The sequence below is a fragment of the Parabacteroides sp. AF48-14 genome (genome assembly GCF_003477465.1).
Taxonomy (GTDB): domain Bacteria; phylum Bacteroidota; class Bacteroidia; order Bacteroidales; family Tannerellaceae; genus Parabacteroides; species Parabacteroides acidifaciens.
Window position 1 is genome coordinate 1 of record NZ_QUDI01000039.1, and the last position, 16,519, is coordinate 16,519.

The window sequence follows — 16,519 nt, forward strand, 5'->3', positions numbered from 1 at the left end:
TCACAATCGTCAGCTGCAGCGGCTGAATCGGATTCACATAAATACTACCCTGTTTTGCATATACCTGTGTATTGGCAAGGGCTTCTTCAAGGCCGGTAGCAAAGTCTACCGTTACTTCGCAAGTGGCAGTCTTACCACCATCCACAGTCGTAACCGTGATAGTAGCCGTACCCACCTTCAAAGCAGTCACCTTACCGTTTGCATCCACCTTAGCAACGCTTTCGTCGCTGCTCTTCCAAGTAACGCTCTTATCAGATGCATCAGACGGATTGATAGTCGCTACCAACGTATAAGATTCAGTACGCGGAAGAGTCAACTCTGTCTTATCCAAAGAGACACTGTTTACAGCAACAGGTTCCGGATCGGGAGTAACACCACCAGTCGATTTCTTCTTCATTGTAGCAGTAACACTAACAGCAGCAGTACCAGACACTTTATAAGTTCCATCCTCTTGTTTGGTTGCACCGTTAACAGTCAAAGTAGACAATTCATAACCGGAAGCTGGCTGAACAGAGATCGTCAAAACATCACCATCTGCAATCGGATCACCGGATGCCAAGACTATTTCACCACGTTTAACTGTGATCGTACCATTTTCAAGTTGTACGAAAGAGATTACCTGAGCATCAGATGCAGTAACAGATACACCCGTAACCTCAACACTTTCAAAATTCTCCGTATCGGAAGGAACGAAGGTCATTTTTTTAGATGTGGTTGCACTAATAGCTTCATCTTCATCTTTCCAAACAAACGTACCATCCGTAGAAGCGGCTCCGCCTGTTACCTCTGCACTGTACAGCATAGCACCTTTCACTACGGTTGCAACAGGAACTGTTGTTACGCTTGGGGTTGCTTTCGTAATCGTAAATGCACCGGAAAGCAGTTTGCGGCAAGCGTTATTATCTGCATCGGCAGCACGTGTTACCAATACATCATATCTACCTGCATTTACCGGAACAACAGTGATTCCATTCTGCTGGAAGCTGTATGACCAACCGGTTGTTACACTACCTGCACTGATCGTCAGATTACCACCCTTGGCTGTTCCATCGTATGTAGCAGAAGCATTTTCTGAAACTGAAGGATCTAATGTTGCTTTTGCAACAAATGTTGCAGCGAAAGTGATATTATCGGTAGGAGTTACCGTTGCAGAAGCTGTAGAAGGAACTGAAGTAGATTCGATACCGCTTGTCCATCCACTAAACTTATAACCTTCTGCCGGAGTTGCAACGGCACGAAGTTCCGTATTCTTCAAAGCATTATTATCACTTCCGTTATCCTCAATCTGCAAGTTACCATCCCAAACCGTGATTGTACCACCTGCCGATTGTGTGATAGAGACTTTCATATCTAAGCTACTACCCGGAGCACAGTAACCAACTGAATAGTTATTGCTGGTCGGAGTAAAGATTGCAAAAGAGTTATTTGCCGCTTTTGTCATCGGCTGAACAGCATCAGTAGGCTTATCACCTGCAGTCCATGCACCTGCAACAGAAGCAGCACCACCCGTTCCATTAGCATCACTCGGTCGTCCTGTAATCACGATCGGAGCCTTTGTGATCTCTAATGTAGCTGTTGCATTCAATGCCTTGAAGTTTTCATCTTCCGGACGGTTGATCCGTACGGTGTATGTACCGGCATCGATCGGAGTGGAAACGGTTGTTCCGTTCTTCACATAAGAAACAGAGACGCTGTCCAAACCGGCAGGAGTAGTCTTCACTACGAATGCCTGGTTGTAGCTGTTGTAAACGTAAGACTGTTTATCCGTATTGACAGCGACAGTAGCCTTTTCCTTTACGATAGCCTGAACAGTTGTATTTTCCGTCAAAGTAAATGTACTGTTGTTCGGAACTTCCTTAGCATTGACCATCAGGGCAACAGCTTTGTAACCGGCGTTTACCTGATAGCTTACATTTACCTGGTCGCCATAGTTGCCTGTAGATTTATCCACAGAAAGTTTATAGCCTGTACCGGTTTTTGCTGTGATCGTATAGACTTCTTTTTCAAAAGTTGCTGAAATAGTCACATTATCTTGAACAGTCTGTTCAGTTCTTGCCTGGGCTGCATCCGCCAGTTTATAACCCTTGTTAGGAGTACGTTCGATAATGATTACCGTACCAATTTTAACTGAACTACCGGCTACGATTTCCTTACCATCCTTTTTATTTGTCAGACGAATCGTACCGCCTACAGGAGCTGTAACAGTTACTGTCTTCGGCTGTTCTGGCTTTTGGGCAAACGTTGCAGAAATAGTAGTGTTAGCATCCAGGAAGATCTGTCCTTTGCTCAATGTAGAACCTGTTGATGTGATAGATTCTGCATTATAGTTATCAGCAGCTGTTGCTGTAATAGTCAAGACAGTTCCATAGTCCAGTGTAGCCGGAGAAGTAACGGTCTGATCTTTACCTTCTGCATCCTTATATTTTACTGTCAACGTATTGCTGTTTCCTGGAGCTACAGTAACCGTAAACTTCTTCTTTGCAAATCCGGCCACAAAGCTTGTGTCCTGTCCAACCTCATAAGAAGTTTCTTTATGATCAGTCTTATCATTCCAGCCGGTAAATTCGTATCCCGTTTCCGGAGTGATCGCAAAGTTCAGCTTAGTGTTTCTTGGATAACGGTTGGAAGTCGATTTATTCGTAATAACAGCTTTACCGTTTGCACTGACACCTGTTGTAACGGTGAAGTAACGTTTGGCATTAATGGTAATCGTATCGACAGCCACTTCCATTTCGGCCAGGTTAGCAGGTGTAAAGACTACTGCACAGGTGTTATCGCCTTCCTCCATAACCATGTTGGCATCAGCCCAGGCGAAAGTACCTAAGACTTCATTTCCGCTAACCACAGCTTTACCACCTTCCAGGAAGGACATAGACAAAGGTTGTCCGGCTTCAACAGCAGTGTAATTTGGTTTTGCACTAACAACGGGAACACCTTTCGCATTGATGGACATCGTTACGGTGTCGTTCAATGCCAGATAATCATTGTTTGCGTCACAAGTAAAGATTACATAATAAGAACCTACACTCTTAAGAGTATCAGCACTGACTACTTGCGGTTCTTCTGCGATTGTCTTATAAGTAACAGTTACAGATTCTTTCGCTTCTTTCGGTGTTACTGTATATTCTACTTTCTTTACTTCCCCGTCATAGAAGAACGTACTCTTCGTCACATTAATCTGAATCTTCGTCTTTTGTGACCAGAAAGTCTGCTTGTAATCTTTACCGGAAGGTTGTTCTACAAACATATTCCAACCTGCACCGGCTACCCATTCGGCAACCTTTTCGCTACCTTCCTTACTTGGATCGGTATCGGCCCAGATCTGAGACGTTTCATTTAATGTACTGTTGGAGATGATCAACTTAGGATCGGTAGTTACATCTTTTCCCTTGCCGACTTCAATACCACCCCAAGCATTATCCTTTGTAGTCAACTTATCAGCAGTAACCGTTGAACCGTTTACCAAAAGACCACCGGCTTTGTTTCCGGACAAAGTTACATTTGTCAGTTTCACACTGTCAGAACTGAACACATGCAAACCGAAATTATCAGATTTCGTAATTGCAATGTTTTCCAATGATACGAGATCACCCTTTACAGATTCGATAGTAACAAGATTATCACCTTCTGCAGCAGATTCAACTTGCGTTGTCTGTGTAAGAGTTGTCATCTTATTATCTGCTCCAACTGTTCCAGCTAAAACTATCGGATTAGTAATTTTTAGATTAGAAGTAAGCGTATAATCCTTTGCATCCAGGTTGATACGGTTGGCTTTGACTGCTAATGCTGCGGTCAATTGTTCAGCGGAAGAAGCGGCAACGTTCAGGGTACCGTTGTTAGTTAAGGAAGAGCCTTCATCCACCGTCAAACCTCCATTCAGATTCCAAGTCTTATCTTTTGCAATTGTAAAGGCAGTCTTAGCAGCATCTGCACCATTGTTGAAAGAAGCTACTTTAACAGGAGCACCTTCTACTGTAACATTTGCATTTTCCAGACCGTCGCTCAGACCCATTGTCGGAATATTCGTACATTCCTTATCAAAAGAGAAAGAAATCGTACCAGGGGGAACAACTTCAACACCGGAACTTTTATAATCTTTCTTCCAATTTGTTGTTCCACCAATATAAGCAACGACACTCTCCGGGAATGTACATTTATTAAAGTTCAACGTAACATTTTTCACATGTCCACGATTGATACTGGCAATTTCCGTCGGATAGTCATTTCCCATATTTGTAAACGTACATCCGGTCAAAGTACCTATTACATCATCAGAAGCGCCATTCGAACCATTACCAAAGATACCAACTAAAGAAGTAGTTCCACTGATATTAGCCGTAGCTTTCTTCACATAACCGCCCCAGCCATCTGTACCACCAATACCGATATAACAGAACGTACCGCCTGTAATAGTCAGAGTACCTTCGTTTACTGTATTCGTACATTTATCAAATACCGGATATTTACCTGCGGTTGTCAATCCACTTTCCAAACCACCACAAAGAACCCAAGCATTAGCATCCATTGTGACCTTACTAATTGTAATATTCACCGTGTTAGACTTGGAATAATATAAACCACCACCCATGATATTATGAGCTTCACCACCGGAAACATTGATTACGGTACTACCTGTTACGCCTGCCGGTTCAGCAGTTGCAGCAGTTGTACTACCATTGCTTTCTCCGTAGCCACCACCAAACAGATTCATGATCTTTCCACCTTTCATTGTAATCTTGGAAGATTTCACTGTTGCGTTCTTAGCACCACCGAAAATAACCGGGTGCTTGCTTGTCTCCACTTCCAGAAAATCACTTGTATTATCTACGCTGATCTTAACAAGATCTGTTGTTGAACCTTGTTCTATAGTGATCGGTTGGCCATTTGCATAAATAAATGTATATCCACTATTCCAGCTCGCAGGTTTATTCGGAAATTGCTGATAGAACTCAAACGTCAGTTTCGAATTCGTCCAATATCGCATCTCCTTCGAATTTGTTCCCTGTACACCAACGTATGAAGTCCAATCAGCCGGAGCCTTTACCAATTGTGCTGGTTCTGTTGTTGTATCTTCTGACCATATCTTGGATTGTTCTGTAAAGACAGAGTAGTCAAAATCGAAAGAGGGAGAATATTCAGGAGTTCCTTTGTCGATATTCACACCACCCCAAACATTGTTTTTTGTATATAAGCTCCTTGCTTCTACTGCTGAGTGAACCAACAAACCGGCAGTTGCATTACCATCCAAAGTGACATTATTCAGTTTAGTTGTCATTGGTGACTGTGCATTGATACCGGCAGCCATTGAACCCTGTATAATAAGATTACTCAAAATAACATCTGAGCCGGCAGTTCCATCCACTATAGTAACTAAATTAGCTTTGCTATTGTCAAGTTTGTCACTATTATTTGGTTGCTTAGGCCATGTAGCATTAGCATTCGCTTTCAAAATTGTTTTAGGCGTTCCGCTTTCTTCGCTACCCATAATATTCACAGACCTGTTAATGACAAGTTGTTTGTCAAGGACATATTCACCTGCAGCCAACTGGATATTATGTATAGTCGCAAAGTCATCACCAAACATAGCCTGCAAAGTTGCGACTTTACTAATCGACTGTTTATTCTGGAATGTCCATGCACGAACCGGCAAACTGTTCTTTTCTGTATGCAACGTTGCTTTATCAGCATCCCACCAGGTATGAGTAAATGTGTCTTCTTTGTCGAATGTGACCATCGCCTTAAATTCTTCTGGCGTAGGAGTATCACCTGCCGCCGACATTTGATAAGCCTTCCTATCAAAATAAGCAATCACAGGAACATCTGTTTCCTCAAAGAAATAAGTTCCATGCATATTTAAACCCGGCAATTTTGCAGTCTCACGAGATAACTTAATAGCAAACTTACCATTGCCACGAGTATTTATATTTGTCGCATCCAGCTTTGAAGAGTTCAGATGAACACCACCTTCTGCATTATCAAACACATTCACATTCTCGAACACGAGATTCGTCATCGCGAAAAAGTTAAAGCCGACAATATTCGTATTCCCAACTGTCAAATCCTTGAATGTAACTTTACTATCACTGTTCTGTAAATAGAAAACATAAGTTTTACCCTCATATTTATCTATTGCAGCACCGGTATTCGAGGCTGTTGTCCCCTGTATAGTATTTGTACCGTAGATTTTGTGCTTCTGCCCATCGATAGTCAATTCCACCTTCTTATCAAGGAAGAAGATACCCTGGAAATCTCCTTTTTCACCATTTCCTCCCATAACTTTCAGCTGGGAGATGTCCAAATCATTAGCCAGAGTAATTGTCGTAGCTTCACTAACTGCTTTCAATACATTTTGCAGCCCTACCGCAGTAGTCACTGTATAACCACTATCGGTCTTTATGTAACCATCATCCGTTGGGTCAGTCTGCGCATGCACCCACCCCACACTCGTCACCGCCATAAAGGCAGCGAGCAACATAAGTAATCTTTTCTTCATAACATTTTTAATTAAAGTATTAATAATGAGTTTATTGATTGAAATAAAATTCTGTACCCTATCATCGCTCTATTAACTTACCCTATACAATGTACGCCTACAAATAGTAGTTAACAAGTGTGATTTTCTGTATTTTGATGACCAAAAACGTTCCTTTTTTTTAGTCATTTTTAGGCTGGATGCGGGTTTGGAGCATTTTTCTACAAAATAATGAGACAAGTTTTGAAAATCAAGGAGTTTTTTATTTTGAAAAAATTTGGAAGATTGAAAAAAAATGTAGACTTTTGATGACTAAAATAAACGAACGTTTTTTTTTAGTCATTTTTCAAGTAGATTTTTGCTTTGCAAATATGCGTTGATATTCAAAAGATAATAGCATTTGCAGTAAAACACTTACATTTTTGAATGAAAAGCTGCCGAGGGTTTTCTAAATGTATTTTTACAAAATACACTTTTCCAAGAGAGTTTTCCGCACGTTCCGCAACTTCCATACTACACACGTTTACCGTTGTAATTTTATTGATTTTCAATACATTATACCAACGCTTACCACTCGTGATTCGTAAGATCAGCACTTTTTTACACTAACGTATAAGAGCTGATTCAACTGATCTTTTTCCATTCCGAGAATATGGCCTTTGTCGAAGGCTTCTTTTATTGTGAAATTTTCACCTAATTAGAAAAAAAGTCACTCGCTGACGAACGGGTTCAAGATCGGATTAATTACAATAACCCCCTTCTCTGGCCGTTTTTCTATTTCGTCTGAAATTTTGGTCGATTTTGGTTTGACTTTTTTCATTGATTATCCCTTCCAGTCTGACAACAGATGAAGTGAGGTGCGCAGCCCGTTCCGAAAGGCATTCTTTTTGATTGCCGAAAACCGGAAACGCCGTCAAAGTGATAAAGCTTAACTCCCGGAGAATCGAATATTTGCGAACGAAGACGAACAGCGTTCCAAATATCCCAAGGATATTTTGGAGGCTTGTTGCCATGACGACCGTCCTCATCGCCTTCGCGACCGTCTTCATTGAAATGGCGACCGTCTTCATAGGGTACGACGACCGTCCTCATGGCGATAAAGTCCCATGAAAATGAAATAAAGTCCGACTTCACGGCAATAAACTCCCGAAAAAGAGTAAAAAGCTCCTTTTTGACGTCGAAAAAGCGGATTAACATTTATATGATTTCGGATGTCTTCCGAACCTAAAAAATGCGTTTTTCACAATAAGCCCCCCTCGAATAGTTGAAAGTCACACGAACTTCTCCCTCTTTTGCAAGTTCAACAGGCCGATGAGCATCCAGACGATACTGGCGACGAGGAGGAAGATGCGGCTTTTGATGATGATGCCTTCCCAGATGACCGGCAGGAAATTACGGGGGATGGAGAAGGGGTTGAGCATGATGTTCCAGAAGGAACGCTCGATCAGGGGGGTATTGCTGAAGATCAGGAGGACGATACCGATGACGATCATCAGGACAGCCGTCCCGTTACCGCTTCGGGTAATGGTGGAAAACATGAAGGCGAGGTTGCCGAAGAAAAGGATCGGGAACATCAGCTGCGTGGCCATCTCAAGGGGATTGACGGGATAGAGCAACAGCGTAGCTAACCACGAGAAGGCGATCAGGATCACGAAGATCGCCACGTAGATCATCAAAAGACGGATGCCCCATACCTTATATTTATAGTTGGGGATACCGAAAAGTATCTCCAATATCCGGCTGTCCTCATCGTTCTGGATGCCGAACACGGCGGGATAGAACACTAACAGGACGCAGGGGAACATCAGGAGGTTATAGATCAGCCCTTCGTTGATCTCCACCCGGTTCCAGGCGCTCTGGAACATGAACAAGGCGAAGAAGAGGAATGCCGCCAGCAGGAACCAGATAAATTTCCCGGCAAAGATGATCTTCAGGTTATACTTAACCAGGCGGGGCAAGAGGGATATGAGTTGTTTCAGTGTCATCCTATAATCCTTTTAATAAACATAAATATGCATCTTCCAGGTTCGGCTCGACCTGCACCGCACCTTCGTAGGGGGAGGCGGCGGAGAGGTAGCGGACCCGGATCCGGTCGTCTTTCTGGATATGGTTGACGATACGGGATTTATCTAATGCTTGTTCAAACGCTGTCTTGTCGATATCGAACTGCCAGACTTTACCGGCGGCCATACCGACCATATCGACCGGGTCGCCGAAGTAACGCAGGGCACCCTTGTTGATCACGACAACCTGGCTGCACGAGCTGGATATATCTTCGATGATATGGGTGGAGAAGATGACGATACGGTCCTTGCTCAACTCGACCAGCAGGTTACGGAAGCGGATGCGTTCGCGCGGGTCGAGTCCGGCTGTCGGTTCGTCGACCACTAAGATACGCGGCAGGTGCAACAGGATCAGGGCGATACCGATACGCTGTTTCATACCACCGGAGAAAGAGCCGATCTTCTCGTCCTTGCGGTCGTACATATGGACGGCTTTAAGGACATATTCGAGGCGTTCACGGCGGACAGCACTGTCAACAAGGCCTTTCAGGATCGCCTGGTAGTCGAGGAACTCCCACGACGACATATTCTCGTACGTCCCGAACTCCTGCGGCAGGAAGCCGATGAGACTCTGCAGCTCTTCCCGGTAGATGCGGGTGTCGAGCCCGTTGATCCAGATACTTCCGTAGCTCTGCTCCAGGATGCCGCAGATGATGCGCATCAGGGTGGATTTACCCGCTCCGTTAGGTCCTAACAAGCCGAACATACCGGTACGGATCTCGAACGACACGCCCCGGAGCGCCTTGAACGGACGGCGGCGTTTGCCGATCAGCGGGATGCCTTTCACCAACCGGAACCACGAACGGCGGAGTCCGGCAAAGCGTCCCTTCACACGCTCGATATTGATCTCCTTCTCAAACAGGTAACCGGCAGTCACATAGACGGCAATACAGAACGCCCACAGCAGCCCGACGGTACTGACGAAGTTCGGATTGTCCAACCTGCGGAACAGGGCAAAAAGAATCAGCGGCGGGATGCTCCAGAAAATGACACGGTTGAGAATCCTCACCGTACGGCTTCCGGCAAAACGCCAGTAGAGGTATTCGCGCACCTTCCTCCACAGATAGAGCGTGGCGGCATAGATCGCAAAGGATAGGATAAAGATCCACAGCCTGCTCCCGATAAAGAACCAGGTGAACCAGATGGCGAAACCCAAGAGGGCAAATTGCCAGCTCAGTTCCATAAAGAACCCCCTTTCCCGCGCTTGACGCGGGATCGCAGAGGTACTGGCGGTGTCTGCATCATCAGAAGAGGGATCGGTGTTGTTCTTTTGCGATCCCGCGTCAAGCGCGGGAACGAGGTAGCTTTTCTCCAAGCCCAACCGTCGACGGATCAGCAGACCGCTCCGCCACTGGCGGCTGACACGTCCCGGCCAGTCGTATATCTTCACTAAGTTGCGGACGGAGATATGGATGTCCGCCTCCGGGTCGATCACCTTCGAACGGGCACGGCGCAAGCTGGTCTGCATAAAATAAGTCATGCCCGGAATACCGGCCAACAACACCACTCCATAGATAGATTGCCACAACAGGCTGCCGCCATATAGATAGATGCAGCTCATGCCTGCCACAAGGAGCACGCCGTGCAACACCCATACCTTCGGCGACAGGCCCCGGTACCACTGCAACGTGTTTTCCAGCCCCATGCAGACAGTCGGAATCAGGATCAGCGTCAGCAACGCCGAGAAGGACAGGCCTCCGATCACGGTAATGGCGAAAGGCGCACCGATCGCACCGGCATACTCGTCATTGCCCATCGCCATCGGGAACATGGCGACAATCGTCGTAATGGAGGTTATAAGGATCGGACGGATACGCGACAGCCCTGCCGTCATCAAAGCCCGGTTACGGCGATAGCCACGCCGCCGCAGAATATTGGCATAGTCGATCAGGATAATGCCATTGTTCACCACAACACCTAACAGGATCAGGAAGCCGATCATCACATTCGCATTATTCAGCAGACTGTTGCCCGTCAGCAGCAACGCTAACAAAGAACCGATAGCCGCTAACGGAATGGAGAACAGCAGGACGAACGGCGTCGCAAGGGATTCGAACACCGAGGCCAGTATCATAAAGATCAGGATAAAGGCTGCCAGCAGGAGGAACTTGAAGTCGGCAAAAGTATCTTCCTCATGGAACACCTCGACCGCCACACCCGACGGGAGGTTATAGCCCGCCACCAACTGGTCGATATCCGAGCGGTAGCCTTCGAGGAGGTCTTTGGAGTCTTCCACATCGCGCGAGAAGGAATAGAACAGTTCGATCTGCTTGTCCTGGTTCACACGGGTGATGCGGGCACGTCCCCGGCCATAGTCGATCGTGGCGATGTCTTCGAGGCGGTGCAGTCCGCCGGATGCATTCGGGATGCGTACTTCGCGGAGGTCGTCGACGGTCTTGTCCTGCTTCTTTTCAGCTTCTAACTCTTCTTCCGTCCGGTTCTCCCGGTTGCGGATGATGATGTCGTAGGTGTCTTCGCCGACCTTAAAGGATGTTCCGGAAGACATCTCCGGGTTCAGCGAGGCGAGGCCGGAGGATATATTCTGACGGGAGATATCGAAGGAGGTGAGCAGGATCGGGTCGAAGCCGAGCCGGATCTCCGGCTGGCGGCGGTTGTAGGAGACACGGGTGTTGCGGATGAACTCCTGCTCATCGAGGTAGTAACGGAAGTCTTCCGCCACACGCTGCATACGGTCGAAGTCGGAACCTTTGATGACGATTCGTTCACGGTTCTCACCCATTCCGAGGAGGCGCATGAAACCGCCCATACCGGACATATCGCTACCTCCACCAAAGGCTCCGCCCTGACCTCCGCCCGAAGGAGAGGATAAGGATATCTCGGCACCGTTAATAGCCCGAAGGCGGGTTTGCACGTCGGACTTGATATCGGAGATCTTGCGTTTCCCGATCTTCTGGTAATCCTCTTTGAGGACAAACGTCAGTTCAGCATCCGTCTCGCGGATACGGCTGATCAGGTCTTGCTTCTCGGGGAACTCGGCAAGGCGTTCTTCAATGACGCGGACCACCTGGTCGGCATTCTCTAACGTGCTGCCTGTCGGCATGGTCACGTAGATGCTGAAACGGTCGTTCTCCACCTCTTTACGGTCCTGTATATTGAGGGAGATCGAGAGGATCAGGGAGACGAAGAGCAGGATGACAGCCCCGAATATCGTCACACCCGGATTCCGCATACAGGTCTTCAACAGCACTAAGTATATCTGCACAGGCCGCTGCGTCACAGACACCTTCTCGTAAAAGACAGTGTCCACTTTCCGTTTACGCCTCAACACCGTATAGGTCGCCATCGGGATGAAGAGGAGGGCGACGATGAGGGAGATTGTCAGAGTAGAGATGATCGAGACGCCGATATGGTGTCCCATAAGCTTGATCAGGAAGTTATCGGAAAAGACGAAGGGCAGGAAGACCGTGACTGTCGTCAGCGTAGCCGCTAAGATAGAGCGCCAGACCTCCCGCGTACCTTGCGTCACCGACTGTTCAGGACTCTTACCGGCAGCCGAAAGACGGTATATGTTCTCTAAGACGACCACACTATTATCCAGCAGCATACCGATCGCCAACGCCATACCGACCAGCGTCAGGCTGTTAATCGAGATCCCTGCCCCGTAGAAGAAGTTGAACGCCGTATAGACCGAGATCGGAATGGAAAGGGCGATGAAGAACACCAACCGGAGGTTCTTCAGGAAAAGCCAAAGAATAAGAACGGCAAGCAAGCCGCCTACGAGAGCAAGATGAATAATCTGGTCGATATTGTCTTCCATCGTCTCTGCCTGGTTGCTCTCCACCACGATCGAGAGATCGAGTGGGGCAAGCTGTTCGTTCAAGCGGTCGATGACGGCTGTCGTACGGTGAGACAGTTGGATCAGGTTCGCCTGCGAGTCGGCAAGCAGGGAGACGGAGACGGCATCTTTCCCGTTCACACGGCTATAGCTGGTCTCCTCCTTCTTGTCGAAAAAGATCGTGGCAATGTCTTTCAGCAGGATAGGGCCGGGAGCAACGACAATGTTCTCGAGGTCCGACACTTCGGCGTAGGGCGAGTCGACGTGCACGAAATACTTTCCGTCAGGCTCTGTGGCGTAGCCGACAAAGGCTTTCTCCTGCGTGTTCTGCGTCAGGATGCCACTGATTGTGGAGGGTGTCAGGTTAAGCGCCTTGCAGGCATCGGGGTCGAGCTGCACTTCGATCGCCTTCTCGCGGCCTCCGTAGACGTTGACCGAGGCGATCCCGTCGATGTTCTCCAGGTCGGGACGTATCTCCTTCTCCACGAGGTTACGGACACGATCGGTACCGCCCGAACCGCGCACCTGCAACGACATGAAGCCGCCGCTGAGCATCGAGACGTCTATCTTCTGTATCTGTACCGTGAAACCTTCGGGCAGCGTCGAGGCTGTCTCGTTGATCTTCTCCTGTAGCTTGAGGGCGGTGATCTTGAAATTGACGTTCGGCTTGAAGTCTATCTTGATAGAGGATTGGCGGCTGTCGACCTGCGATTCGATCTGTTCCACACCGCCTATCGTGCCGATCGCACCTTCGAGCGGGATGATGACTTCCGACTCCACATACGACGGGTCCATATCCTGCTGGGCAGACACCTGTACGAAGAGCATCGGCAGCTCCGCATTGGGCAGCAACTCGACGGGCAACTGCTTATACGAGACATAGCCAAGGCCTGTCAGGGCTATAAACAGCATGCAGATCGCAATCCTTCTATGTAGTAAAAAGTTCATACTTATCTTCTTTTCATCTTCTCAAACACGTAATAAACACACGGTATCACCACTAAACTCATGACCGTCGAGGTGACAAGCCCCCCGATCACCGCTATCGCCATAGGCGAACGGAGCGATGCGCCTTCCCCGAAACCGAACGTCATCGGCAGGAGGACGAGGATCGTCGTAAGCGTGGTCATCAGGATCGGGCGGATACGCTGGCTGCCAGCCTCCACTATCGCATCGTCGAGCGGCATACCGGCCTGTATCAACTGGTTGATGCGGTCGACCAGGATAATCGAATTGTTCACCGCTATACCGACCAGCATCACGATACCGATCACACCCATCATGTTGATCGTCGTACCGGTCAGGAAGAACAACAGGATCGCCCCTACGACCGCCAACGGAATCGTCAGCAGGATCGTAAAAGGATGCAACAGCGACTCGAACTGCGAAGCAAGCACCATATAGACCAGGATGACCGATAGGGCAAGGGCGAACAGGAGACTGTTCATGGACTCCTGACGTTTCTCTTCTTCTCCGGTGACGGTGATCGAATAGTTGTTCGGCAGATCGATATCTTTCACGGCAAGCCGTATATCGGCGGCAACACGGTCGAGCGAATGCCCGGCGTCGAGGCTGGCGGTCACCTTGCTGATACGGTTCTGGTTGCGGCGGAAGATCTCCTTCGGCGCCTGTGAATGGGTGATCGTGGCGATCTCCTGCAGGCGGAATTCCTTCTCGCCGCTCCGTATCACGAGTGCACCGAGGTCACGCAGGGTGATGTCGGGCACTTTGATCAGGATGTCGCGCATCTCTCCCCTGTACTCCATCTTGCCGGATTCCAGGCCGGTGAGTTGCTGCTTCAACTGCTCGATAACGGTCGAGACGCTTACGTTATTGATACCGGCAACCGTACGGTCGACGGAGATCGTCACCTCGGGGGCGCCGTCTTCGACGGACGACTGGATGTTATAGATGCCCCTGACATCCCCGAGACGCTGCTTTACCTCATCCGTAAGGGCGGCGATCTCGTCCAGCTCCTCTCCCTTCACCTCAACGACAATGGGAGCGCCTTCGCTGCCTAAGAGTGAGCTGAGGGAGTTCTCTTCCTGCTTCAGGGTGATTTCCAATCCTTCGGTGTTTTCAGTGGTCTGCACGAACTGTTCCATGACCACCTCCGGCGGGACAGGGCAGGAAGGCGAGAGGATCACTTTCATAACGGCGGTATTCTCACCTTCGAATATATCATTCTCCGAACCGCTCCCCGACCCGATATGGCTGTAGATCGTACAGAGCGAATCCTGCGAAATGGTGTGCATCAATGTTTCTAAGTTCCCGACAGCCGAAGCGGTACGTTCTAATGGAGTCCCTTCCGGTAGCTTGATAACAGCCGTGAAAGCCCGGCTCTCCGCCCGGGGCATAAACTCCGTCCCGATAAAAGGCACCAGCAAACCCGCCAGCGCAATCAACCCCACGGCACAGCCGATCACCACCCAACGATGCCGCAAGAGGGCACGCAGGAAGGGGGCGTAGGCGGTAATCCGAATGCCAATTACCGTCTGCGTTGTATCCACCGTCGTCGTTTCGACCGTAGAGACGCACGGCCGTGCGTCTCTACATACGCCACCCACGCCATCACCATTATCCCGTCGTCCGGTAATCCAGTCATACAACATCGGGATCACCAACACCGCCACAAACAGCGACGATACTAACGAGAAGGTCACCGTCCAGGCCTGGTCCTTAAACAACTCTCCGGAGGCGCCATGCAGGTAGACGATCGGCAGGAACACGACAATCGTCGTCAGCGTCGAGGCGATAACAGCCCCCGCCACTTCGGACGTTCCCGTAATGGCAGCTTCGCGCACTGTCATCCCTTTCTCCTGGTTACGGAAGATACTCTCGATCACTACGATCGCATTGTCGACCAGCATACCCGCCCCGAGGGCCAGACCGCCGAGTGTCATGATGTTCAGGGTAAGATGATTGAAGAACATCAGGTTGAACGTGGCAACGATCGAGATCGGGATCGCCAGACTGACAATCAGCGTCGTCCCTAATCGACGGAGGAAAACGAAGATAATGATTACCGCCAGGATAATACCTAACACGGCGCTGTTCTTCACCTCCCCGATCGCATTCTTGATAAAAGTTCCCTGGTTGGTAATCACCTGGAAACGGTAGCCGGGCAACGCCTGTTCGATCATCCCCAACTGGCGGATCACGCCATCTACCACCTTTATGGTGTTAAACCGCATCTCCTTATAGACCGACAGCCCGATGCTGCGCTCGCCATTGATACGGACAATATTCTCCGGCCGTGCATTCTCAAAACGGACATCGGCAACTTCTTTCAAAAAGATCGGCGCCTTATCGACACTTCCTGCCGTCGTGCTCCCGGCAGTACCGGCTGTTGCCGAAGCAGTTTCCTCCGCCTTGACCGCCTTATAGCCGACGATCAGGTTCTCGAAATCGCTTTCCGTCACAAAGAGGCTCGAACTCTTTACCAGGTATTGCAATCCTAACTCGCTGACTCGGCCGCCGGAGATGCTCTGATTGTTGGCTTCTATCTTGGAGGAAATATCATTAACAGTCAGCTTAAAGGCATCCAACTTATAGGGATCGGTACGGATCGTCAGCGTACTGACCTCATCGCCGGACAGCGTGACATCGGCAACACCTTCCAGGCGGATCAGTTCGTTACGGATATAGCTCTCGGCCACCTTGCGGAGCTCCGCCATATCGGTAATGCTGCGGTGCGAGAGGCCGATCAGGACGACGGGCGACTGGTTCGGGTCGTGCTGCGTGATCTTCAGTTCGGTGATATCCTTGTTCTGGGCATACGGATTCATCGCTTTCTGCAAATCGAGGAAAGCCTCGTCCATATCCTTCTTCCAGGTATATTCGACGGTGATGCGGGCAGAACCGGCACGGATCACGGACGACACCTGCGTCACATCGCTCTGGCGTATCGCCATCGATTCGATATTCTTGACGAACTGCTTCTCTATCTCCTCCGGCGGACGCTCGCCTGCCTTCAGCTCGATAAAGAGCCGGGGGTTATTGAGGTCGGGCAGCAGGTCGACAGCCAGCTGGTCGTAGGATATCTTGCCCAACAGCAGGATCGCCAGTACGAGCATGCAGATAGTGACCGGGTTGCTTACTGCAAATTTGATAATGCTTTTCATATTAATAATGTGCTGATGTGCTAATATGCCAATGTGCCAATGAAATATACCAATTCATTCGCAT

General features: G+C 48.7%; 5 protein-coding genes. All 5 read right to left on the reverse strand.

The genetic code is table 11. The features are described from left to right. Positions 1-6,493, reverse strand: a 6,493-nt coding sequence (locus DW083_RS16730) for an Ig-like domain-containing protein (protein ID WP_147382153.1), incomplete at its 3' end; no start/stop codon positions are given. Between the two features lie 795 nt (positions 6,494-7,288). Next, entirely contained in the window at positions 7,289-7,669 is a 381-nt protein-coding gene (locus DW083_RS16740) for a hypothetical protein (protein ID WP_122333166.1), read from the reverse strand. Between the two features lie 74 nt (positions 7,670-7,743). Then, positions 7,744-8,457: a hypothetical protein gene (locus tag DW083_RS16745; protein WP_122333167.1), complete on the reverse strand. Its 714-nt coding sequence runs from the start codon at positions 8,455-8,457 to the stop codon at positions 7,744-7,746. 1 nt (position 8,458) lies between these two features. Next, positions 8,459-13,279, reverse strand: coding sequence for an efflux RND transporter permease subunit (locus tag DW083_RS16750; protein ID WP_122333168.1), 4,821 nt, complete (start codon positions 13,277-13,279; stop codon positions 8,459-8,461). Positions 13,280-13,281: 2 nt separating this feature from the next. Beyond that, positions 13,282-16,455 carry an efflux RND transporter permease subunit gene (locus tag DW083_RS16755; protein WP_122333169.1) on the reverse strand — a complete coding sequence of 1,058 codons (3,174 nt, stop codon included), beginning with the start codon at positions 16,453-16,455 and terminating at the stop codon, positions 13,282-13,284. Positions 16,456-16,519 lie beyond the last annotated feature (64 nt).

Bases quoted from the DNA above. Each gene is read 5' to 3' on its own strand.
- DW083_RS16740 (WP_122333166.1), bottom strand. From the start codon at position 7,669: ATGTTAATCCGCTTTTTCGACGTCAAAAAGGAGCTTTTTACTCTTTTT.
- DW083_RS16745 (WP_122333167.1), bottom strand. From the start codon at position 8,457: ATGACACTGAAACAACTCATATCCCTCTTGCCCCGCCTGGTTAAGTAT.
- DW083_RS16750 (WP_122333168.1), bottom strand. From the start codon at position 13,279: ATGAACTTTTTACTACATAGAAGGATTGCGATCTGCATGCTGTTTATA.
- DW083_RS16755 (WP_122333169.1), bottom strand. From the start codon at position 16,455: ATGAAAAGCATTATCAAATTTGCAGTAAGCAACCCGGTCACTATCTGC.